The organism is Pseudomonas sp. KBW05, assembly GCF_003852405.1.
Taxonomy (GTDB): domain Bacteria; phylum Pseudomonadota; class Gammaproteobacteria; order Pseudomonadales; family Pseudomonadaceae; genus Aquipseudomonas.
On the sequence record NZ_QAJM01000010.1, the window covers coordinates 14650 to 38217 of the forward strand.

Sequence of the window (23568 nt, forward strand, 5' to 3'; positions counted from 1 at the left end):
GCGTACCGAAACTTTCATAGAGCTGCTCAAAGCCGGACACTCTCGCCTGGCACAGAACCTTGAGCATGCATTACAAATCTAACGTCATGCGGTTCAACTGGGGCATGCTACCTCTGATAGGCTTCCCGACAAAGTCTATAGAAACTGTAAGCTCGAACGAAAGTCCGTCTAGATTAGCTGGAGAAGGGTTCCTTGTTAAAAGTTAATAGATCAAATGTTAGCTATCCTGAATGGCTCCGCAGCCCTCAAGCAGCAAATGCTCAAAGTTTTTTGGCAAAGTTCTATAGCTCCGACCCGGAGTATCGAGCGACTAGACGTGCACCGTTTGAGGAACTTCCTAGGCCTCAAGTGAAAGAGGCACTTGAAGAGCTTTTTCATGGAAAGTGTGCTTACTGCGAGTCGGACATCCGAGGCTCGGGAAGTGAAATAGATCACTTTAGGCCGAAAGCCGCGGCAAGTAATTTAAAGGGCGACAAGCAAAATGCAGATCACTATGGCTGGTTTCTTTATGAGTGGAGCAACCATTTTCTGTCATGCCTCTCCTGTAACCGGGCTAAGCGAAATCTTTTCCCTGTAGATGGCCCTCGCGCTCCGGTTCTTTCGTCTTGGATCGAGGCTTGTCGGAGTGAAACGGCACTGCTGCTGGACCCTTGCTTGGATACGCCGGAGCGTCATCTTCGTTTTGACCTGAAAGGGGTTGCCTTCGGCAGGACTAAGCGGGGAAAAGCGACTATCGATGTTCTGAACCTGAACCGAGAAAATCTCGTCGCTGCCAGAAGAGAAAAATTTGAGCACTGTGCGGAACTTTTGGAGGTATTGCGGCAGGGTGGAAAGTACATAGCAGATACTCTGATGAAAGAGCTAGATGACGCCTCGGCTTACTCGGGAGCGGCACGGGTTTTCTTGTATCAAACCTACAGTAAATACATGAGAGCAGAAGGGCGTCGATCACCAGCCTTTAATAGCTTCTTAGCTCAGGAGTTGTGGCGAGACACGCGATTGTTTGGAGAAACTAGAGTTTTAGATGCTCTGGAAGAAAAGGGCATTTCAGCTACAGGAATAGTGCAGGTTATACATGACAGAGAAGAACCTGTACTTCCATCTTTAAAGACGGCGGGCGCATTCAAAGATATTCGCGGATCTAGTGCTGTCTCAATGATCTGCAGAGTGGAGATCTCTGACTTTAAGGATATTCAGAGACTGGATCTCAAGTTTCAAACTTCTGAAAGCGAAAAGGGTCAAGGATGTGCAATGCTAATCGGAGAAAACTCCGTAGGAAAAAGCAGCGTGCTGCAGGCAATCGCACTATGTCTTATGGGCGAAGAACTCAGAGATATGTTGAAGATCAACGCTGAAGACTTCATTGCACGGGAAATCGAAGGCTGGAAGCACACGCGAACGAAAGATGCGGTCGTCAAAGTCGAGTTCAAATCAGGCGATATTGTGACGCTGGTAATCCCTTGCGCCGGTCCTTGGTTCGATGGCAGTGACGAACCGTCAGGTGTAGTTCTAGGTTATGGTGCAAGGCGTTACTTCGATGATAAAAGAAAGCAGTCGGCAACTCATTTTGGTCTGCGTACTCTGTTCGAGCCCTCCGCCACAATTTCCCACCCTGAGCGGTGGCTGCAAAGGCAGGATGAGAAAACCTTCAACGCAGTCGCGAGAGCTATGAGGGATATACTGTTGCTTCAACCTGATGACGAAATTCATCGGGATGAAGAGGGACGTATATATGTGACCGCTCATCAACGCATGACTCCAATTGACCGGCTGAGTGATGGCTATAAATCGTTGTTCGCCATGGCCGTCGATATAATGCGTGAGATGGTGAGCGTTTGGGGAAATCTTGAGTTCGCTCGAGGCGTAGTTCTTATTGATGAAGTTGAGACACATCTTCATCCTCGATGGAAGATGCAGGTGATCAATGCTTTACGCAGTGCAATGCCGCAAGTTCAGTTTATAGCGACCACTCATGACCCCCTATGCCTTCGAGGCATGCGTGATGGCGAAGTAAAGGTATTGTTTCGCGATGAAGACAAGGTGATTCAGACTCTTGAGGGGTTGCCCAAGCTTTCGTCGCTACGCGCCGAGCAACTGCTTACTTCGGACTATTTCGGACTTGTCAGCACATCGGATCCTGTAGTTGAGGCGGAGTTAGAGGAATATGCTTTGCTTTCGTCTGGAGCAACTCTAACGCCTGACAGGCAGGCCCGATTGGACGAGCTATCAATATCTACAGCAACCCTTACGGTTATCGGCGATACGCCTGGACAGCAGATTGTTTCCGAAGCTTATAGAGAGTATTTAATCGAGCGCGGAACCGTGGATGCAGCAAAACGTAATGAATTGCGGCGCGATGCGGTGGAAGACGTACTTAGGGCTCTTCGTGCAAGGAAGACCAATGCGCAAGGTTGACAGAACGACCGTAACTGCACCTACTTCATTGATATCGGCTACAGGTGCAGGAGCTAATGAGCGTCCGCTAGCATTAACCTACTTTAGTGCTCCCCCTTTAGCTGACGGCGAAAAGCCGAGAAAAAAATTTAAGTTCGCTGCATACAAGGGCGACGATGTTGTGGATGCATTAAAGGAGCTTTTTCATGAAAAGTGCGCCTATTGTGAATCAGAATTTATTGCCACCGGCCCAGCTGATATTGAACACTACCGTCCTAAAGGGGGAGTTCAGGAAGATCCAACTCACGTTGGCTACTGGTGGCTAGCGAGCGAGTGGACGAACCTTCTATATAGTTGCATTGACTGTAACCGAAGACGACGTCATAAGCTCTTTGTACCAGGCATGGCACTGAAAGCAATCAATGCCATAAAAAACAAGTCAATTGGCAAGAAAAACTCATTCGCTATCAATAAGGTTCGAGCAGTTAAGCTCGGTGACTGCCTTAATGCTGAGGATGCTCTGCTAATAGACCCTACTCGACGTGATCCAACTCAGCACTTGCAATGGCTCTTTGACTTTTCTGTCACTCCAGATCAATGTCCTGCCCTAGTTTTACCGACCAACAATAATAATACAGCGGATATGTATGGCGCTGAGACCATCGTGGCCCTCGCCCTAAACCGACAGGGATTGGTGCAGCAGCGAACGAAGCACTTGCTAAACCTCAGGGTAATGCTTCGATATATTCAGGATGATATCGAAGCAGCGATGTCAGAGACAGGCGCAGACAGATCTCGCAGCATTCAGAGAGCGATAGGAAAATTGAGTGATTTAGAAGGCAAGAGTGCTGCGACTGAATGCTATTCAGAGATGACCAAGGCTTGGTTCGAAGAGGCGGCGCGTTGGCTGGAGGATCACTACCAGCGGCGTCTAGAGGAAATCCTTGTTGAGGAGCAGCCCTAGATTAAATTGTTCGTCTCACCAGATTGAATCCCAGCTGGTTTCATAGACACGTCTGAATGACTTACGTGCAGGTCGACAACGTGCTGATACCTTATAAATCCCGGATTCGACTCCACAGAAATCCATAACTAGCTGATTTATTTATAGTTACCGGTTGGGGGACGACAAGTTTTCCAGCGAATTCCAGACCTGCAAAAAACCTAGCCTCGCCGACCACTACCGTTCGTCTGGTGCCGGCACCATATCTCGAAGCCCCGCAATGCGGGGCCTTGTGGTTTCTGGGGTTTGGGCAACTTCAAAAACTTGCACTGCGTTTTCGGCAAGAATGCCCAAAAAGTGTCCACACTTGAAAACCAGGGCTGCTTGCCTCAACCCCACTTCGTCTTCTACGACGCCTCACTCCGCTCGACACCCGCCTCGCTAGCCACACCAGCCAAATCTGCCGACTCACGAAAGTGATCAGCATTGACGCTCTCCGAAGCGCGATCCAACTCTCCCCGCCTCGCCATCCTGCCTATTCCCATTTTCGCCGGATCAGTAACACGCCCTCACGATTTCCCATCCCCCATTCGTGAGTGCCAGCATTGAGTAAAACTGAGCTTGCAGACAGGCTACCGCCTCCCCGGTTAGTGCTTTCATTGCCAATGAGCGCCCCTTCGACGCTTGACGGTAGCGATAGCCCAACAGTTGACATCAATGATGACTCTGTCATCATCGGTCCACTACTCAGCCCCGTACGCAGTGATTAAATTCTCTGGCCGTTGGGGTGAAAAACCGGCCCTTGTGCCGGTTTTTTCGTTTCTGAGGGTTGAGTCTTGCGTACAGCTTGCTTTGTCGACGGTTACAACCTGTTTTACGGCCTCCTGGCGGGTACTCCGTACAAATGGCTCGATCTTCCTTCTCTGCTCTCCCACATCGTTCGTGTTGAACACCCCGACAGTACGGTCAACGGCATCAGCTTCTTCACCTCAGGCGTCACCTCGAATACCTACGCACAAAAAACCAGCCCTTAAACCTGCCTATTGGTAGATCTGCGCGTTGCAAGTGCCCGGCATTCAAAATCACGGGAAAGCGCGGGCAAGGGGTCCATCCCCATTTCACCCGCCCAACCGACAAAGCGCTATTGACCACCTCCCCCCCAAAGCCTAACGTTTGCATACCGTGTACACAGCGTATACAGATATGTATGGAGCAACGTTATGGCAGCCTCTCCCGTTCTGTCTTTCCGAGTAAAGCCCGAGCTTGCCAACGAGTTGGATCAACTGGCACACGCAACTGACCGAGATCGTCAATACCATCTGCAGCGAGCTTTGAGCCGCTATATGGCCGATGAGTCCTGGCATTTCAAAGCCGTGCAAGAAGGCATCGAGGATGCTGCAGCCGGCAACGTCACTGATCTGGATGCCGTAAAGGCTAAGTGGGTAAAACGTGCCGAAGATCGCATTAAGCAGCAAAGCGGAAAGTGACCTGGATGGAATTTACGAGCACTACGAAGCATTAGTTGGCGCTGAGCTGGGGGAGGCTGCCGTCTTTCATATTCTCAGCAGTCTGGAGATGCTGGAGCGCTTCCCTAACGCGGGTAAAGCGTCTCCAAGCCCCGATTGCCGGGAGCTCATCATCACCACCTACCCGTATCGGGCTACGTACAGCCTGCAAGGTGATCGAGTGATAGTGTTTCGAATTCTTCATCAGCATTCAGCGCGTCGTGAAGATTGGTGATACATAAAACGTTCCAGCAAGAGGACCTACTGATTACAAGTCAGTAGGTCACGATTCAGCGCCACAGTACAAAGCCCCGCACGCGGGGCTTTGTGGTTTCTGATGTATGAAGAAAGGCAATTTTAATTTGACTCGACACCGCTCATCCAGCATCGAAAGCCCCTTGCCTAAATACCCCACCATCACAATAATGAGAGCCATTACCATTTACTCCCCAATGGCCCGCTCATGTCGTCCCTCGATCATTCCGCGCTTCATCAGCTCTACAGCGAACACAACAGTTGGCTAAAAGGCTGGTTGCGCGTGCGTCTGGGCAATGCGGCGGATGCGTCCGACCTGGCGCAGGACACTTTCATACGCGTCATGACCGCCCGCAACGCGGCACCTATCCGTGAACCTCGCGGCTACCTGAGTGCCATTGCCCGCTCGTTGCTGATCGACAAATCCCGCCGCCGGGCGATCGAGCAGGCGTACCTGTTCGCGCTGGCACAACAGCCGGAACCGGTGGCGGTGTCGCCGGAGGTGCGGTTGTCGATCATTGAGATGTTGCTGGCGATCGACAGCCTGCTCGATGAGTTGGGTACACGTACCCGGGAGATTTTCCTCGCGGTGCAGTTGGAGGGCTTGAGTTATGTGGCGGTCGCAGAGCGGTTTGGGGTGTCGGTGACGACGGTGAAGAATCATTTGATTCGCGCCATGACCCAGTGCCTGTTGCTGGTCGAGCCCTGATGAGCGCACCGCTGGATCTGCAGACGCTGGAAGCCGCCGCCACCTGGTATGTGCAACTGAACGACGGCGCTGCCGACGAGGCGCGCACCCTCGCCTGGCAGGCGTGGTTGCAGGCCAGCCCGCAGCATGCGGCGGCCTGGGCGCGGGTGGAGGCGCTGCAACAGCAGTGGGCGCGAATGCCGCAGCGGGCGGCGCTTTCCGGGTTGGGGGCGGCGCAGCGGCAGCGGCGTGATGTGTTGAAGATCCTGGGGATGCTGATGGCCGTTGGCGCAGGCTCATGGCTGGCGGTGGAGCAGGTGCCCTATCGCTCGATGCTCGCCGGGCAACGCACGCACTCCGGTGAGCGGCGTTCACTGCAACTGGACGATGGCACGCGGTTGGAGATGAATGTCGATACGTCGCTGGATATCCAGTTCGACGGCCAGCAACGGCTGATCCAGCTGTACCAGGGCGAGATTCTCGTGCAGACCGCCAAGGACCCGGCCCAGCGGCCGTTCAGCGTGACCACCAGCGATGGCAACGTGCGCGCACTCGGCACCCAATTCAGCGTGCGCCAATGGGGCGATCACACCGAAGTGGGCGTCGAACAGGCCGCTGTCGAAGTCCGCCCACGCCGCAATGACACGCAACGACTCACCCTGGAAGCCGGCCAACAAGTCAGCTTCGACCGCGATGCCATTGGCCGCCCTCACCCGTTGCCCCAAGGCTCAACCACCTGGGTCCAGGGCATGCTGAGCGTGGACGACTGGCGCCTGGGGGATTTCATCAGCCAATTGAGCCGCTACCGCCCCGGCGTGTTGCGCTGTGCGCCGGCGGTACAAAACCTGAGCATCTCCGGCGCGTTTCGGATTGATGACACTGACACCGTCCTACAAAACCTGGGCAAATCCCTACCGGTGAAAGTGACTTACCTCACGCGCTACTGGGTCAGCGTCGAAGCCCTGTAAATAAAACCGCAGGAAACCTTGCTGATTTCGATTCTCATCCGTCAATGACACAAGCCGCGCACACAGCGGCTCTCTGCCAAGACTACGCAAGGACAATCGAATGCTCCCGCTTCCTCTTACCGCCAAGACGGCCATGGCCCGTGCCGTGCGTCTGGCGCTGTTTGGTTTGACCCTTGCCAGCCTGCCCGCGCTGGCGCTGCAAGCCACTCCCGCACACGCCCAGAGCCAAGCTGCGTACGAGATTGCGCCGGGCTCACTAGGAAACGCCCTGACCCAATTCGGCGTGCAGGCGGGCGTGACGATTTCGTTCGATACCCAGCAGACGCGCAACCTCACCAGCGAAGGGCTCAAGGGCTCGTACACGGTTGAAGAGGGTCTGGCGCGACTGCTGGCCAACAGCGGCCTGGCAGCGCAACGCCAGAGCAACGGCGGCTACGTATTGGTCGCGAACACCAGCGAAGGGCCCTTGCAGCTGCGCGCCACCGAAGTCACCACCAACCAGTTGGGCACCGTGACCGAAGGCAGCGGCTCCTACACCCCGGGCACCATCGCCACTGCGACCAAACTGGTGCTGACCCCACGGGAGACGCCGCAGTCGATCTCCGTGGTGACCCGCCAGGCCATGGACGACTTCAGCCTCAAGTCCCTCGACGACGTGATGCGCCACACACCGGGCATCACCGTCGCGGCTTACGACAGTGAGCGCACGTCCTACTACTCCCGTGGCTTTGCCATTCGCAACTTCCAGTACGACGGCATCCCGATCCTGCAGGACGCGCAATATTCATCCGGCCACACCCTCACCGACACGGTGATCTACGACCGTGTCGAGATCCTCAAGGGCGCCACCGGCCTGCTCACCGGCGCCGGCGGCCTGGGGGGCACGATCAATATGGTGCGCAAGAAACCCACCTCGGAATTCAAGGGCTACATCGACCTGGGCGCGGGTTCCTGGGACAACTATCGCTCGGAAGTCGACGTCAGCGGCCCGCTGACCGAGTCGGGCAACGTGCGTGGGCGCGCCGTCGCGGCCTATCAGGACAAGCACTCGTTCCTCGACCACTACCAGCGCCAGACCGCCGTGTACTACGGCATTCTGGAATTCGACCTGTCCCCCGACACGCTGCTGACCGTCGGCGCCGACTACCAGGACAGCGACCCGCAGGGCTCCAGTTGGTCCGGCTCGGCAGCGCTGTATGATTTGTCCGGCAACCGTATCAGCACACCGCGTTCGTTCAACAACGGCGCCAAGTTCAGCTCATGGGCGCAGTACACACGCACCGGCTTCGCCACCCTCGAACACGAATTCGCCAACGGCTGGGTGGGCAAGGCGCAGTACAACCACCAGATCAACGGCTATGACGCACCGCTGTCTGCCCTGCTAAGCCCGAACGCGACCACCGGCAAAGCCATGATGCTGACCCGCGCCTACTACGGTGAAACCACCAGCGACACCGGCGACCTGTACGCCACCGGCCCGTTCAGCCTGTTTGGCCGCGAACATGAACTGGTGGTCGGCACCTCGGTGTCGCGCTCGCGCTGGACCGGCAAAGACTACACCGCCGCTGTCCACGTCAACGGCAACAGCCACGACTACTTCCCCTGGGATGGCGACGCCGCAGAACCAGGCCGTGGCCCGATGACCAATTACAACGACGAAACCACCCGCCAGAGCGCCGGTTATGTCACCGCCCGCTTCAACGTGACGGACGCCATGCACCTGATGCTCGGCACCCGGGTCAACAACTTCGAAGTCACCGGCACCAGCCAGGTCAAAGACACCGGCAAGGTCGTGCCCTATGCCGGCCTCACCTACGACCTCAACGACAACTTCTCGGCATACGCCAGCTACACCGAGATCTACCTGCCGCAGCGTGAATACCGCGACCTCAATAACAAACCGGTGGAGCCGGATGAAGGCCAGAACTACGAGATAGGGCTCAAGGGCGAATTCTTCGATGGCCGCCTGAACGCCAGCCTCGCCTACTTTGAAATCCACGAGGACAACCGTGCGGTCAGCGACGACAGCTATGTCTCCGAAACCATCCCCGGGCTGTACGGCGCCTATAAAGGCGTGGAATCCAAGACCAAGGGCTACGAAGCGGAAATCTCCGGCGAGCTGGCACCCGGCTGGCAATTGCAGGCGGGCTACACCCACAAGATCATGCGCGACAAGCAGGGCGAGAAGCTGTCCACCTGGGAACCGGAAGACCAGTTCAACCTCTACACCAGCTACAAGCTGACCGGCCCGCTGGACAAACTCACCCTGGGCAGCGGCGTGCGCTGGCAAGGCACGGGCTGGAAGCTGTTGACCAACAACTACACCACCGGCAGCCAGGACAACTTCTCCCAGGAACCGCTGTGGCTGCTGGACCTGATGGCCCGCTACCAGATCACCGACAACGTCTCGGCCACGCTCAACGTCAACAACGTCTTCGACAAGACCTACTACACCAACATCGGCTTCTATAACTCGGCCTACTACGGCGACCCGCGCAACGTGATGCTCAGCACGCGCTGGAATTTCTGACCGCTACACCCCTCGGCCGCAGGCTGGCCGAGGGGTTTGGATTTGCCCAGCGCAATGGCACTTAGCCACTTTTCCAATTGACACCCCCTCCCCGCTCCGCTAAAAACCCTGTCTTGCTTGTGCTTTCTATCGAGACACGGATGTTGTCGAACCCCCCGCTGTTCAAATACCGCCGCTATTGGCTGGCCGCATTTATCGTGCTGCTGGCGATTCTCGACCCGTTCGGCCTGGCCAGTTCCAGTGACAAAGCCTCCTCGCAGTGGCTCAACCGTCTGTTCGCCAGCAATTACCCCAGCACCGGCCAGCAACAGGTGGCCGTGATCCTGATCGACGACGCCTACCTGATGCGCAACCAGACCTCCTGGCCGATGCCCTATGGCGAACAGAGCAAGCTGTTCAAGCGCTTGCTCGCGTACAAGCCCAAGGCGGTGTTTGTGGACCTGCTCTACAGCCACGACCACTCGTTCGGCGATCCGGCGCGGGGCAGCCAATTATTGGCGAACGTGTTCGAGCGTTATCAACGCCAAGGCATCCCGTTGTGGTTGGCCAATACCGGTGTGGTGCGCGGCGAAGCGGGCCAGGCCAATACGCTGGCGCCGTTTGTCGAGGTCAGCCGGCCGGGCCTGGTGGCGTGGGAAGGCGTGGACGACAAGTACCCGCTGGCGGTGAAAACCCCGACCGGGCTGATGGAAACGCCGGCCCTGGCGATGTATCGATACTTCTGCTCCACCCAACCGTGCCAACAGCCGCCGGTGGATGCGCAGGTCGCCGCACAGATGCAACCCATCGCCGTGCAATGGGGGCTGAAACTCGCACCGGAACAAGCGCGCATCGCCGACATCGGTCATTGCGCGCCAGCGCGGCATTTTTTACTGGAAGCGGTGGTGCAGTTGTTCCAGGCCGTGTTCTGGAAACTCGATGATTCGGCCCAGGCGCGCTGCCCCTACACGCTGACATTAGCGGCCAGCGACCTGGAAGTCAGCGACCCGCAAGACCAGGCACTGATCGCCGAATTACTGCACGACCGCCTGGTGCTGGTCGGCGCCAACATCACCTCCACCGGCGACCTGGTGGAGTCGCCGGTCCACGGCCAGCTCCCCGGCGTTTACCTGCATGCCATGGCCCTCGACAACCTGATCAATGACGGCATGGCCTACGACCACGAGCCCGCCAACCTGCCCGGCCTGCCCTTCCATTGGCTGGATTTTGTCGAGATCGGCCTGCTCGCCCTGATCGCCCTGCTCAAGGCCCTGCATGCGCGGCGGCTGGCGGGCTATCGCACCTGGAGCCGTTGGCGGCGCCAGGAAATCTGGTTTTTCACGTCGCCGTGCCCGTCGTGGCTGTTGGTGATGTCGGTGCTCATCGCGCTGAGTGTGCTGCTGAGCCTGAACCACATCACCCCGGTCAACGTGCTGGGCATTGTGTTGCTGTCGTTGGTGCTGTTCAGCGAACGGATCGAAGCCTGGTTCGACCGCGATCGCTGACGGCACCGCTGTGTTTTTTTGACTCAAGGAACCCAAGGATGAACAAACACCTGATCGTATTGCTCGCCGCCCTGTTCACTCAAGGCGCCTGGGCCGAAACCCACAACGTCATGGCGTTCCTCGCCGACCCAGTGGCGGTGTTGGATGAGCAAGGCAAACAGCAGCGCGAGCTGCCGAAAAAAGACACGCCCAGCCAGCCGGTGCCGGTGTTGCAGTACAACAAAGGGTTGGACCTGGTGCAGGTGGAACTGGCCGGCCAGAAGGTGTGGCTGGACACCATGGACCTGCGCATCGTGCCGCCGCTCAATATCGTCGAGCTACCGTGCCAGGGCCTGACCAAGAGCCAGACCAAAGACAGCCGCAATGCCTCGACCATCGGTTTTGGTGCGGGCTGCAATCAATAAAGGAGCGTGGCGGTGAAGGGATATCTATTGCTGGCCAGCGCACTGCTGAGCGGTTGCGCGACATTGAAAGGTGCGGACCAGGCATTCATGAACCTGGTGGGCCCTTCGACCCAATCCAGGGTGCAAGGCCACTACGTGGACAACACCGACGTGCGCCAGTACTACAAGCTCGACCCGCAACGCCAGAGCCAGCAACGCTTGAGCTACGACGGCCGCGCGGTGCCGGCGGCTGAAGCGCGCCAGCAGAACCTGGTGGATATCCCGATGTTGCAGGTGTACTTGCAGGGCATCGTCACGCGCCTGTCCAAGGGCTGGCCGGGTGAGTTGCCGACGTTGCAGGTGAAGATCACCGACAGCTACGGCTTCGGTCCTTCGGCAGACCCGTACGGCAATCTGTTCGTGCCGCTGGGCATGCTCGATAACGTCGGCAGCGAAGATGAAATCGCCGCGATGCTTGGCCACGAGATGAGCCACGTGCTGCTGCATCACCATGACCGCATGGCTGCGTTCCAGCAGCAAAAAGAGATGTTCACCACCGTCGCCTCCACGGTCGCCCTGGCCACCATGGCTGCCGACACCGGCATCGACCGCAGCTCCGGCACCATGAAAGTGTTCAGCAAAGACCCGGCCGGCACCCAGAAAACCATCGGCAACACGGTGCTGTACACCACGCTGGCCAACACTTTTTCCGATCACGTGTGGAGCACCGCCTGGGGCCGCAGCCAGGAAGACCAGGCCGATTTGCTCGGCACCGACCTGATGATCCGCGCCGGCTACGCGCCCCGCGCCGCGACCCATAGCCTGGAGCGTTTGAATGACTTCCAGGGCAAGCAAAAACCCTTGCTCACCGGCTTTCTCACCGCGCGCAAGAACGCCATGCAGGACTCGTTGCAGCAGTTCAACCTCAACCAGTTCACCAAAGAGCTGGACGTGCTGGTCAAGGACGGTCTGACCACCGGCATCACCGCGACCACCCAATACTTCAACCGCTCGCACATGTCGGCGATGGACCGCGACACCGAGCTGCGCCAGTACTTGCAGCGCGAATACCGCCAGGAACGCCGTGCCCGGGTCAGCCCACAAAGCTGGACAACAATGAAGAACACGCCGCAAGTGGCAAAGGCCATGCAGGGCTACAAGGACGCGTATTTCGCCATCGACGCCCTGGAGAAAAACAAGGTGTCCGACGCCGATGGTTTTGTCCGCAAGGCGCTCGCTTCGCCGGTCAAGGACCAACCGGGCATCCGCCGCACTGCCTACACCGTGCGCCTGGCCCAGGGCAGAAGCAGTGAGGCGATCAAAGAGTTGCAGGCGATCAAAGACTGGTCGCTGGCCGGCCCTTCGACCTATGACCTGATGATCAGCTACCACCTCAAACGCGGCGATGGGCAATCGGCGTTGGCGATGATCGACAAGGCCGAGCGTCACCTCGGCTCGGAAGAGCTGTTCATCACCGAGAAGCTGCTGGCCAACCAGCAAATGCAGAACGCGCAACAGGTGCAAAGCGTGCTGCGCAAGTGCGAGCAGTACCCGACGCGCAAGGAGAACTGCAAGAAACTGGCGCCGGTGAAGGCCTGACGCGGGATTTTTCGGTATAACCGGGTTTTTCCCGCGTTGTGAACGGACTCCCATGAACGCCCTGAAGCTGATCTGCCTGCTGGTTGTTTTCCCGTTGCTCCTGGCCGCCCTTGGTGGCTGGGAGTACCAGCGGGGCATGCATGCCACCCTCAAGGATATCGACCACAACATCCATGTCGCCCTCGCTAAAGACCACCTGCAAAAGCTGGAGGCGCTAGACCCGGCGGCCATGGTCGAGCTGTACGGCGAGAAGATCGACCTGCCGACCGCCCTCACGCGGCTGGACATAATCGAGCCCGAACTGCACACCGCCCACCGCATCAACCGCGTCTTGCGCGCACTGGCTTCCTGGGTGATCGGCCTCGGGTCGTTGTCAGCCTTCATCGGCCTGGCTGCACTCGCCGGCATACACTGGGCCGGGCGCCGCGCACAGCAGTCGCGGCAGAAGTTGCTGCAGGTGTTCTCCCTCGGCAGCCGACTGTTGCCCTATGTGCTGGTGAGCCATGTGGTGGCGATGGCCGCGACGGTGGCGCTGGTGCTGGTGTTCGAGGGCCTGGCGTTGTGGCATATCGGCCGGCTGGGCAGCGGCGAGATGAAGCTGATGGGCATGCTCGGGGTCGTCGCTGCGTTTTGCCTGTATTCGATCTGGCTGTTGCTCAAGCAACTGCGGCCCATGCTGGCGATGTTCGAGCCCACGCCGCTGGAGATGTTCGGGCTGCCCGTGACGCCTGAACAGGCGCCGGGCCTGTGGCGCCATGTCGAGGAACTGGCGGCCAAGCTGGGCGCCTTGCCACCGGAGCATATCGTGGTGAGCCTGACCCAGGGCTTCTACGTCACGTCGAGCGACGCCCTGGTGATGCCGGCCGAAACACTGTTGCGCGGGCGCACCCTGCATATCCCATTGCTGTACCTGGGGCTGCTGGACCGAGAGGAAATCGGTGCGGTGATCGGTCATGAACTGGCGCACTTTGCCGGCGACGATACCGCGTACAGCCTGCGCTTCTTGCCGATCTACGACGGGGTCCACCGCAGCCTCTGTGGGTTGCTCGAAACAATGGCGGCCAGCGACCCGATCCAGGGCCGCTTGATGCGCCCATCGTTTATGCTCGGCATGTTTTTCATGCAGCGCTTTGATCATGCGGTGAACCATTGGAGCCGCGAGCGCGAATTGCTCGCGGATGCCGCCGGCGCACGGTTGGTGGGCAATGCGGCTGCCGCTTCGGCGTTGTTGCGGGTCTCGGTGTTGCAGGCGCCTCTCGACGATGCATTGATCGCCAAGTGCGAAAACGCCGCTGAACGCGACCTTCCCGCTGCCGTGCTCAACACGCTGCAAGGCGCTGAGTTGCACCTGCCAGCCGAGGCGCTGGACATTCATCAGCCACACCCCACCGACTCCCATCCGTCCCATGGCGAGCGCTTGCAGGCCCTGCAGGTGCCTCTGGAAACCGCGATGTACAGCGCAACCCGCGCCGTCGACGCCGAAGCAGCGAACGCGCAAATCGACGCCTGCTTCAGCGCGCCGCACACACTGCGCGAGCAATTGACGCAGGACTTGATCGCGGTGGCGGCATGCGAAGAGTCTGCGCAGACCCACCTGCTGGAAACCCTGGCGGCTTCGGCCAACGGCGAGCGCTTCTTCCATGAAGGCGGCGCATGGCGCGGCGCGCTGATGGCCGTGTCGGGCCTGCCCTTTGCACTGGCCGGCCTGTTTATCGTGAGCCGCGTCTGGCTGGCGCCAGAACGCTTGAAAAGCACGCCGCTGTCAGCCCTCGGCGCAGGCGCAAGCCTCGGCGTTATCGGCCTGGCCCTGCTGTGGCTGGGCATCCGCCGCTTCAAGCGCGCGCCGCAGACCGCCTTGCGCCTGACGCCAGAGCATTTTGTGTTCAACAACCTGGCGCAGCCGCTGCCCATCGAACATATCGACGAGATCACCTTGCAGTTCGTCCAGGGGATCTGGGTGACGCTACAGCTGACACCCGAGGCGCCGCTGCCCGAAACGCGCAAGACCGCATTCGGCGTGCCCGCCGTGCGCATCAACAAGAAGAAGCGCCAGGTGCTGCTGCTGATGGCGCAACTGTGCATCGACGGTAAAAAAATCGAACCCTATGAGGGACTGTCGATGATGCTCGACTACAAGAACGCCGCACTGGCCCGCAGCATTTTGCAGCACCGCGAAGACTGATCCCGCGGCATAAAAAAACCCCGAACCAGTCGGGGTTTTTTATCGCCTGACATCAGGCGCTACAAGCGATCACTTAGAAAACGTTGATCGGGTAGTCAGCGAACAGACGCAGTTCGTTACCACCAATGTTGTAGTTGCTGGCGTTGTTCGAAACGCGCAACCACGAGGCACGAGCACGCAGGCTCAGGTCTTTGGCTGGGCCGCTCTGAACCACGTATTTGAACTGGTTGAAGATTTCACGCTCGGTGCCATTGCCACGGTTGGTACCGTCGTCAATGTTGGTACCGCGCACGTAAGCCACGTTGTAGCTCAGGCCAGGCACGCCGTAGGCGCTGAAGTCCAGGCCGTAGCCAACCTGCCAGGAACGCTCGTCCTTGCCGTTGAAGTCAGACCAGTAGGAGTTGGCCAACAGGATGGTGTTGCCACCGTCGCCGATGCCGCTGTTCTTGTTGTCCTGGTGGTAGCCGCTGTACAGGTAGCCGGTGTCACCGGTGCTGCGCTGGTGAGCGACGGTGAAGCTGTGTGCGCCAACAGCCCAAGTAGCCGCCAGGCTCCAGATTTTGTTGTCGCGGGCGTCTTGATCGCCTTGGGTCAGCTGGGCGAAATCTTTGTCCAGCTTGGTTTTGTAGCCGTTGAAGTCAAAGGTCAGCGACTGCTTTTCTGGCAGGGCCAGCACGTAGTTCACGTTGACGTATTGCTTCTTCAGCACGTCCTGCATATCGGAAGCGTAGAGCGCGGCCGACAAGCTTTCGGTGAACTTGTAGCTACCGCCGACGTAGTCGATGCTCTTCAGGTGGCCGCTGTCGCTGCCTTCGGCGCTTTTACGGCCTTGCTTGGTGAAATGACCAGCGTCCAGTTGCAGGCCGGCGATTTCTTTGGAAACGATCGAGGTGCCCTCGTAGGTTTCCGCCAGCAGACGGCCGCTGTCGTAGGCCAGGACCGGTACGTTCGGCAGTTGCTGACCGTATTTCAGTACGGTGTTGGAGATACGCGCCTTCACGGCTGCGCCGCCCTTGGCCAGGTCGTTGGCTGCCGCGCCGCTGTCGCCTTGCTTGAAGAAGTCGATGCCGCCGCCGCCGCTGCGACCTTTACCACCGTCCAGACGGATAGCGTATTGGCCCAGTACGTCCACACCCACACCCACGGTGCCTTGGGTGAAACCGGACTCGAACTTGCCGATGAAGCCTTGGCCCCATTCAGCTTTGTCCTGGTTGTGGTTTTTGTAGTCACGGCTAATGTAAGCGTTACGTGCCGCGATGTTCAGGTGGCTGTCTTCAACGAAACCCTTGGATTGTTCCTGGTCGTTGGCCATTGCTGTCGATGCGCTCAAAATCCCCAGAGCGATCAGACTCATCCGTTGCTTCAACATTTCTTATATTCCTTATTACTGGTTGAGTACGCGCTATGACACCAGGCTCCGTATTGCTTTCTGGTATCGACTTTTCCCGGAAAAAAGAAGGCCCGCGGACGACTGAACTGCCGCAGGCCTTTTTTTATTGGATGAGTCATGGCTGTTAGCCACAGGCGTTGGGCGCAATCCTAGTCGCGCCCGGAACTATGTGTCAATTTCGCGAATCGTCTGTATTTAGGCGAAATAATTCTAAGCAACGGCCTACAGCGCTTCTGAAAACGACAAAAACCCCGATCAAACGACCCTCGAAACATATTCTGTAACACATTTCAAAGCCGATACATTTGGGAATACATCACGAGCGTTAATGCAAAGCATTACCATTAACGCGCAATTCTCCTCCCAAATAATTCGGATACATTTCCCCATGCCTGCCCCACGCCTGACGCCCATCACCCTTGGGCTCTCCGTTCTGCTGTCCGCTGGTTTTGCCTGTGCTGCCACCACCTTGCCCGCCACCTCGATCAGCGCCGAAGCTGACGAAGACGACCCGCGCATCAAGGAAACCAGCACGGCCACCCGCACCGCCACCCCGGTGCGCTATGTGCCCCAGGCCATCGACTCGGTGAAGACGGAAAGCCTGCGGTCCTACGGCACCAATGACCTGGGCCAGGCGTTAAGCGGTATTCCCAACGTCAGCAGCGGCGCCGACACGCGTTTCGACAGCCTGCGCATTCGCGGTTTCGACGCGAGCAACGACTTCTACCTCGACGGCATCCGCGACGACAGCCAATACATCCGCGACCTGCACAACATCGAGCGCATCGAAGTGCTCAAGGGCCCAGCCGCAGTACTCTACGGGCGAGGCGGTCAGGGAGGGATCGTCAACCGCGTGAGCAAACTGCCCACCGCCGGGCATAAATCCAGTATCGAAGCCCAAGGCGGCAGCAATGATTTGCGCAGCCTGTACGCCGACTTGAGCACCGACCCCAGCGACACCATCAGCCTGCGCCTGAACATGGGCAACCAGGACAACAACAGCTTCCGTCATGGCGTCAGCGGCAATCGCCAACTGTTCGCTCCGTCCATGAGCTGGCAGCTCACGCCCGACCTGAACTGGCTGGTGCAATACGAATACAGCCGCTACAACCGCACGCCCGACCGTGGCATCCCCGGCGTCAATGGCCGCCCGGCCGATGTGAGCCGCAGCACCACCTACGGCGACAGCCGCGACTACATCGACGACAAGTCCCAGTCGCTGCGCTCCAAGCTCGCCTACGAGCTCAACGACAACTGGCAACTGCGCCAGACGCTCGGCCTGTTCAAGCTCGACAGCGACTTCGACAACACGTATCAAGTCGGTTACGTGCCGGCGAGCAACCGCGTCACGCGCCAGCGCTGGCAGCAGGACCTGCGCACCTTCAACATCACCAACAACGTCGAGCTGGAAGGCAGCTTCAGCACCTTCGGCCTGGAACACCGCCTGCTCACCGGCGTCGAACTGGGCAGCCAACGCCGCGATCCGAAGCTCTACAACGGCGGCGCGAGCGTGCCGAGCCTCGACCTCAACCAGCCCAACCGCCACTTGAGCCACACCGGGCGCATGAACGTATCGAGCAACAACCACACCGAAGTCGAAAGCCGTGCCGTTTACGTGCAGGACCAACTGCGCCTGAACGATCAATGGCAAATCCTCGCCGGCCTGCGCTACGACCGCTTTGAAGTGGACACCAAGAACAAACTCAACAACCTCCAGCAAGACGTCGACAGCCATAACGCCAGCCCACGCATCGGGCTGGTGTGGACGCCCCTGGAAAACCACTCGTTCTACGCCTCGTGGAGCAAGACGTTCTCCCCGGCGGGCGGCGGCCTGATCGGCATCACCCCGAGCACCACCAGCGGCGCCAACGACCTGAGCCCCGAGTTGACCAAGCAAAAGGAAATCGGCGTCAAAAGCGACTGGCTCGACGACCGCCTGAGCACCACCCTGGCCGTGTACGAACTGGAACTCTACAACCGCCGCACCGCCGACCCGCTGGACCGCACCATTACGCTGCTCAGCGGCCTGCAACGTTCACGCGGCGTCGAGTTGACCGCCACCGGCAAGATCGTCGGCAACTGGTATGTACGCGGGGGTATCGGCCTGCAAGACGCCACCGTGGTGAAGGACAACAACGGCTTTGAAGGCAAGCGCGTCAACGACGTGGCCAAGCGCAATGGCAGCCTGTTTATCACCTGGAAACCAGAGATGGGTTGGTACGCGGAAACCGGCTTGACCCTGGTGGGCGACCGTTACGCCGACAGCCTCAACACCGTAGTGCTGCCGGGCTACGGCCGTTGGGATGCGTTGGCCGGGTTCCGTCAGAAAGAATGGGATGTGCGTGCGGCGCTGAACAATATTGCCGACAAAAACTACTACGCGTCGGCGACCAGTGTGGCGCAGATTCAGCCGGGCGAGCCGCGTAGCCTCGTAGTGACCGGCACCTACAGTTTCTAAGACAGAACACAATTCAAATGTGGGAGCGGGCTTGCTCGCGAATGCGGTACATCAGTCACTTATTGGGTGAATGACACACCGCTTTCGCGAGCAAGCCCGCTCCCACATTGTTTTGCAGTGTTCTTTAGTTTTTCAGCAGATCGCACAACACGTGCACTTCATCCTCACTGAACAGCCCCACCGGATACCGCTCGCTCATCACGCTGCGCAAATCAGGCAGCCTGCTCTTGCGTGAGCCGTTTTCCTTCAACCAGAGCCCCAGTGCTTGGATCGCGTCGCCGTTAACCCGCATCGGGTGAAACGTGCGCGTGTACATCAGGTTGATTTGAGGACTCATTTCAGCGCTCTCTCCTACTGCTTGAGCGGCTAACTTACTCAAGGTTTATGACAGAACCGCTTAGTCATAAACCTCGATCACTGTCGCCACAGCGATACAAGAGCTATGCCAACGCCCGGTTTTTGTAGGCATTTACCCACAAAAAAGCCCGCGACCTTGCCAGGCCGCGGGCTTGCCATGACTGCCGGAACGGCTTAGCGTCCGGTCACCGTCATGCTGCTGTTACAACTGCACTCACTTTTTCTGCGGCGCCGGCTGTTGTTGGGTCAGGCAATGGATATTGCCGCCACCCAGTAACAGTTCGCGGCCCGGCACCATCACCACTTCGTGCTGCGGGAACAGGTCCTGCAGGATCTTCTTCGCCGGGCCGTCCATCGGGTCATCAAAGCTTGGCGCGATGATGCCGCCGTTGACGATCAGGAAGTTCACGTAGGAACCCGCCAAACGTACGGTCGGATTGCGCTCCTGCGAACCGTCCACCGGATCGACACCGGCGCATTCTTCTTCAGTGGCATACAGCGGCCCCGGGATCGGCATTTTATGCACGATGAACGCGCGGCCCTGGGCGTCGGTGCTGCTTTGCAGAACATCCATGGCCGCGTGGCAGCGGGCGTAGTTCGGGTCTTGCGCGTCATCGGTCCAGGCCAGCAGCACTTCGCCGGGGCGCACGTAGCAGCAGAAGTTATCCACATGGCCGTCGGTTTCGTCGTTGAACAGGCCGTCCGGCAGCCAGATGATCTTATCCACAGCCAGGTTGGCGCTGAGTACCGCCTCGATTGCCGCGCGGTCCAGGTGCGGGTTGCGATTGCGGTTGAGCAGGCATTCTTCGGTGGTGATCAGCGTGCCTTCGCCGTCAACGTGGATCGAGCCGCCTTCCAGCACGAAACCTTCGGTGCGGTAGCGCGGCGCGCGTTCGATTTCGAGGATCTTGCCGCCCACCTGCGAGTCGCGGTTCCACGGCGCGTACAGGCCGCCGTCAAAGCCGCCCCAGGCGTTGAAATCCCAGTTCACGCCGCGCACTTCGCCGCTGTTGTTGATCACGAAGGTCGGCCCAGTGTCGCGCACCCAGGCGTCGTCGCTGGACATTTCCACCACGCGGATATTCGGCACATCCAGGCGCGCACGCGCATTTTCGTACTGGCCAGCAGATACCGCCACGGTCACCGGTTCAAAACGCGCAATGGCCTTGGCCACCGCCACATGCGCTGCCTGCGCCGGCTTGCCGCCCAGGCGCCAGTTGTCCGGGCGCTCGGGCCAGATCATCCAGGTTTGGGTCTGTGGCGCCCATTCGGCAGGCATATGGAAGCCATCGGCGCGGGGGGTGCTGTGCAGGGTGGTCATGGCGATCAAGACTCCGAATGGGGGTAAAGGCCGACTTTATAACGGATAAAAATCGGCTTTAAAAGCGCTCAAAGATCATCGGCGATAAATATGACAATAAATAGCCGATAAGAATCGATTAACTACAATTGCTCACCGAGCACCTTTGACAGCATGTCGACGAAGAAATCCACACTGCGTTTAGAGGTAACCATCGGCGGCTTGATCTTGAGGATGTTCAGATAATCCCCCGTCGGCTGCATGAAAATGCCCAGCTCGCGCAGGCGATCACACAGCAACGCGGTTTCTTCGCTGGCCGGCTCCAGCGTCTGCCGGTCGCGGACCAACTCCAGGCCCAGATAGAAGCCGGAACCATGGACCGCGCCCACCAATGGATGCAGGTCGATCAATTCTTCCAACCGCGCCTTGAAATGCCCGCCAACCACCTGGGCGTTTTCCCACAGCTTTTCTTCGGCCATCACGTCCAGCACCGCCATGCCGATCCGGCAACTGACCGGGCTGCCCCCCGACGACGAGAAGAAATACCCCTCGGCCTCCAGCGCCTCGGCGATTTCGCGACGGGTAATCACCGCGCCCAGCGGCTGGCCGTTACCCATGCCCTTGGCCATGGTGATGATGTCCGGTACCACGCCCTGTTCTTCAAAGCCCCAGAAGAAGTGGCCCATACGCCCGTAGCCGACCTGCACCTCGTCGGCGATGCACACACCGCCCCGGGCACGCACCAGCTCATACACCTGCTGTAAATAGCCCGGCGGCAACGAGATACCCCCGGCATTGCCGTACACCGGTTCGCAGATGAAACCGGCCAGCTGGCGCTTGCTCGCGGCGATTTTCGCCAAGTTGTGTTCCACACTTCGTACGTAGTCCGGCGCACTGTTTGGCCCCCGGAACTCGCCGCGATAGGTATTCGGCGCAGTCACCGGATGCACCCAGTCCGGGCGGCTGCTCAGCGCCTGCGGGTTGTCGGCAATCGAGGTGGACACCGCATCCGCCGCCACCGACCAGCCGTGATACGCCTCCAACACACTGAGCATGTCGCGCCCGCCGCTGTAGGCCCAGGCCAGGCGGATCGCCAGGTCATTGGCCTCGGTGCCGCTGTTGACCAGGAACACCCGGTCCATGCCTTGCGGCGCCAGCGCCAGCAAACGCTCGGAAAACTCCGCAATCGCCGCGTAGTGGAAACGCGAATTGGTATTGAGCAGCGACCATTGCCGCGCCGCCACCGCCGCCATGCGCGGGTGACCGTGGCCGAGCACCGCGACGTTGTTGAGCATGTCCAGGTAGGAACGGCCCTGCATGTCGATCAAATGGTTGCGCCAGCCGCGCTCGATGCGCGGCGGGTCGACGTAATAGTGCTTTTGCGAGCGGGCGAAACTGGCATCGCGGCGTGCCAGCAGGGCCTCGGGGTCCAGCTCGGGTTCGGCGTCGCAGGCCAACCCCAGCAAGGTCGCGGGCGATGGGCACAAGGCTTGCCACGCCAACGCGCGGGATGGCGTGCAGAACAGCGGCGGGTCCAGCTCGGCGCGGCACAGTTGCACGGTCAACGGCCCATGCACCTCGCCCAGCACTTGGCCCTCGACCAGCAGCGCGCCAGCGTTCAAAACGGTGTTCACGCCCCACAAGCGCAGGCTCAACTCGACGCCCTGCACGCTGACCAAGCCGTCCGCGCCGTGCTGCAACGTTCCGGCGAAGGGCACTTCCAACCGCGTGCCGTGGGGCAAGTGCAGCTCGACATGCAGCGGGAACGTCGCCGGTTCAACCGCACTGTCCGGGCAAGTGCGCGACAACCGATACTGGCCATAACGACTGGCCGCCAACCCATGCACCGCCGCCGCGTCATCCAGCAAGCGGCGATCAATCCCCGGTTGCTCCCAGTTGCCCGCCTCGAAATGCGGGCTGAGTACGCCGAGGTCGATCAAGGCAAATTCGCGCCCCACCAACCCCGGCAGCAACGGCGCGAAATCCTCACTGGCCACCGCCGGCAGGTCTTCGCCAACACTGCGCAGAATCGCCGCCTCCATCAACTCGAACGGCACCGACGTGGCGACGTGGAAGATTTCCCACTCGTGCTCGGCGTTTTTCAACAGGTAAGCGTTATCCGGGTCCAGGCGTTGCTGTTGCTCGCTGCTCAACACCAGCACCGCCGCCCGCGCCACGATCAGCGGCCACAGCGCCTGTAGCTCGGCACGCTGCAACGGCGTCACCGCGTGGCACGCCTGGATCGCCGGCAAGATCGCAAAGGGATCGCCCTCGGCGTGATGCAGCAACGCGGCACACGTCACCGACAGGTCGGCAATGCGCCAGGTGTGCACCAGGTCGCCGAAATCAATCACGCCCTCGACCTGCCACTGCCGCGCGACATCGCGTTGCCACACCACATTGTCATCGGTGATGTCCATGTGCACGGCTTGCCACGGCAATTGCTCCGCCAGCGGCCGGACGCGCACTTCAACCTGCGCGGCGACCTGTTCCAGCTCGGCGCGGTGAGGCAGCTCTGGCAAGGTCGCCAGCAAATGCGCGATCAGTTCACGCGCGTGGCGCGGGTCCCACTGCAACGTGCGCTCCAGGCCCGGATGGGCGAAATCCGCCAGGGCCAGGCTCATGCGCCCGCACAGCTCACCAAAGCCTGCGATCACCCTGCGCCCCAGGTGCGGCAGATGGGTCAGCGGCTGGCCGTCGATGTAATCGAGCAGGCGCAGGTGCAGGGTTTGCCCGTCGAGGGTGACGGTCAGCAGTTCTTCGCCGTTGAGCGCCTTGATCACCTTGGGCACACGCACGCCTTGCAGGCGATTGAGCGCAGCGTGCTGGGCCTGCAATTCCACGGCGGCGTAATCGCCCCGGCAGATTTTCAGAACAAATCGGCCGCGAGGGCTGTCCACCCTGTAATTGAGGTCTTGCTGGCTACCCAGTGATTGCAAGGTGCCAGCCAGCCCATAATGCTGCGCCAATAATTGCGCAGCCTGCTCGGGGCCCACTTGCGGGCAGGGTAGACTGGCGCGGTGAATCAACGTGGCGAGCAGCATCGGGGGCAACCTCGGTATTTTTATCAGGCGCTTAGTTCGCCATTGTTCAGGGGGCTTGTGCAACCCCCCGACACATCCTGGCCTACCC

At 59.3% G+C, this 23568-nt stretch carries 16 protein-coding genes and 1 pseudogene; 13 read left to right on the forward strand and 4 right to left on the reverse strand.

Annotation, left to right across the window (positions count from 1 at the left end; all coding sequences use genetic code 11):
• The first annotated feature begins 192 nt into the window (after positions 1-192).
• The 12 genes and pseudogenes from DBR46_RS10810 to DBR46_RS10865 all read left to right on the forward strand — a co-directional run bounded on the left by DBR46_RS10810 (position 193) and on the right by DBR46_RS10865 (position 14931).
• Positions 193-2415: a retron system putative HNH endonuclease gene (locus DBR46_RS10810; protein WP_124526172.1), complete on the forward strand. Its 2223-nt coding sequence runs from the start codon at positions 193-195 to the stop codon at positions 2413-2415.
• Complete coding sequence (locus DBR46_RS10815; RefSeq protein WP_124526173.1) at positions 2402-3358, forward strand: hypothetical protein; 957 nt, start codon at positions 2402-2404, stop codon at positions 3356-3358. Before DBR46_RS10810 ends, DBR46_RS10815 begins: the two co-directional genes overlap by 14 nt.
• A gap of 815 nt (positions 3359-4173) precedes the next feature.
• A pseudogene (locus tag DBR46_RS30680) lies at positions 4174-4335 on the forward strand (NYN domain-containing protein); the annotation flags it as partial.
• 222 nt (positions 4336-4557) lie between these two features.
• Positions 4558-4824: a CopG family ribbon-helix-helix protein gene (locus DBR46_RS10825; protein WP_124526174.1), complete on the forward strand. Its 267-nt coding sequence runs from the start codon at positions 4558-4560 to the stop codon at positions 4822-4824.
• On the forward strand, positions 4787-5077 hold the full coding sequence (locus tag DBR46_RS10830) for a type II toxin-antitoxin system RelE/ParE family toxin (RefSeq protein ID WP_124526175.1): 291 nt from the start codon (positions 4787-4789) through the stop codon (positions 5075-5077). Before DBR46_RS10825 ends, DBR46_RS10830 begins: the two co-directional genes overlap by 38 nt.
• 228 nt (positions 5078-5305) lie before the next feature.
• Positions 5306-5806, forward strand: a complete 501-nt coding sequence (locus DBR46_RS10835; RefSeq protein ID WP_124526176.1) for a sigma-70 family RNA polymerase sigma factor — start codon at positions 5306-5308, stop codon at positions 5804-5806.
• Positions 5806-6753, forward strand: a complete 948-nt coding sequence (locus DBR46_RS10840) for a FecR domain-containing protein (RefSeq protein WP_124526177.1) — start codon at positions 5806-5808, stop codon at positions 6751-6753. Before DBR46_RS10835 ends, DBR46_RS10840 begins: the two co-directional genes overlap by 1 nt.
• A 100-nt stretch (positions 6754-6853) precedes the next feature.
• Entirely contained in the window at positions 6854-9283 is a 2430-nt protein-coding gene (locus tag DBR46_RS10845) for a TonB-dependent receptor (RefSeq protein WP_124526178.1), read from the forward strand.
• A 140-nt stretch (positions 9284-9423) separates the two neighbouring features.
• A complete protein-coding gene (locus tag DBR46_RS10850) occupies positions 9424-10767 on the forward strand; it encodes a CHASE2 domain-containing protein (protein WP_124526179.1) in 1344 nt (447 codons plus the stop codon).
• Between the two features lie 38 nt (positions 10768-10805).
• The gene (locus DBR46_RS10855; RefSeq protein WP_124526180.1) at positions 10806-11171 is read left to right on the forward strand and encodes a hypothetical protein; all 366 of its coding nucleotides are present in this window, start codon (positions 10806-10808) and stop codon (positions 11169-11171) included.
• A 12-nt stretch (positions 11172-11183) separates the two neighbouring features.
• Positions 11184-12749 (forward strand): M48 family metallopeptidase, encoded by a 1566-nt coding sequence (locus DBR46_RS10860; RefSeq protein WP_026136538.1) that lies wholly within the window; start codon positions 11184-11186, stop codon positions 12747-12749.
• Positions 12750-12801: 52 nt separating this feature from the next.
• Entirely contained in the window at positions 12802-14931 is a 2130-nt protein-coding gene (locus DBR46_RS10865; protein ID WP_124526181.1) for a M48 family metallopeptidase, read from the forward strand.
• Positions 14932-15004: 73 nt separating this feature from the next.
• On the opposite strand, the gene DBR46_RS10870 is transcribed toward DBR46_RS10865, so the two are convergent.
• Positions 15005-16300, reverse strand: a complete 1296-nt coding sequence (locus DBR46_RS10870) for an OprD family porin (RefSeq protein ID WP_026136539.1) — start codon at positions 16298-16300, stop codon at positions 15005-15007.
• A gap of 409 nt (positions 16301-16709) precedes the next feature.
• Here DBR46_RS10870 and DBR46_RS10875 point away from each other — a divergent pair, with 409 nt between their 5' ends.
• On the forward strand, positions 16710-18779 hold the full coding sequence (locus DBR46_RS10875; protein WP_124526182.1) for a TonB-dependent siderophore receptor: 2070 nt from the start codon (positions 16710-16712) through the stop codon (positions 18777-18779).
• Between the two features lie 124 nt (positions 18780-18903).
• Here DBR46_RS10875 and DBR46_RS10880 read toward each other — a convergent pair whose 3' ends face one another.
• From DBR46_RS10880 to DBR46_RS10890, 3 genes are all read right to left on the reverse strand, one after another.
• Entirely contained in the window at positions 18904-19116 is a 213-nt protein-coding gene (locus DBR46_RS10880) for a hypothetical protein (protein ID WP_124526183.1), read from the reverse strand.
• 234 nt (positions 19117-19350) lie between these two features.
• Complete coding sequence (gene aguA, locus DBR46_RS10885; protein ID WP_124526184.1) at positions 19351-20457, reverse strand: agmatine deiminase; 1107 nt, start codon at positions 20455-20457, stop codon at positions 19351-19353.
• Positions 20458-20579: 122 nt separating this feature from the next.
• Positions 20580-23480: an aminotransferase gene (locus DBR46_RS10890; protein WP_124526185.1), complete on the reverse strand. Its 2901-nt coding sequence runs from the start codon at positions 23478-23480 to the stop codon at positions 20580-20582.
• Positions 23481-23568: the final 88 nt, after the last annotated feature.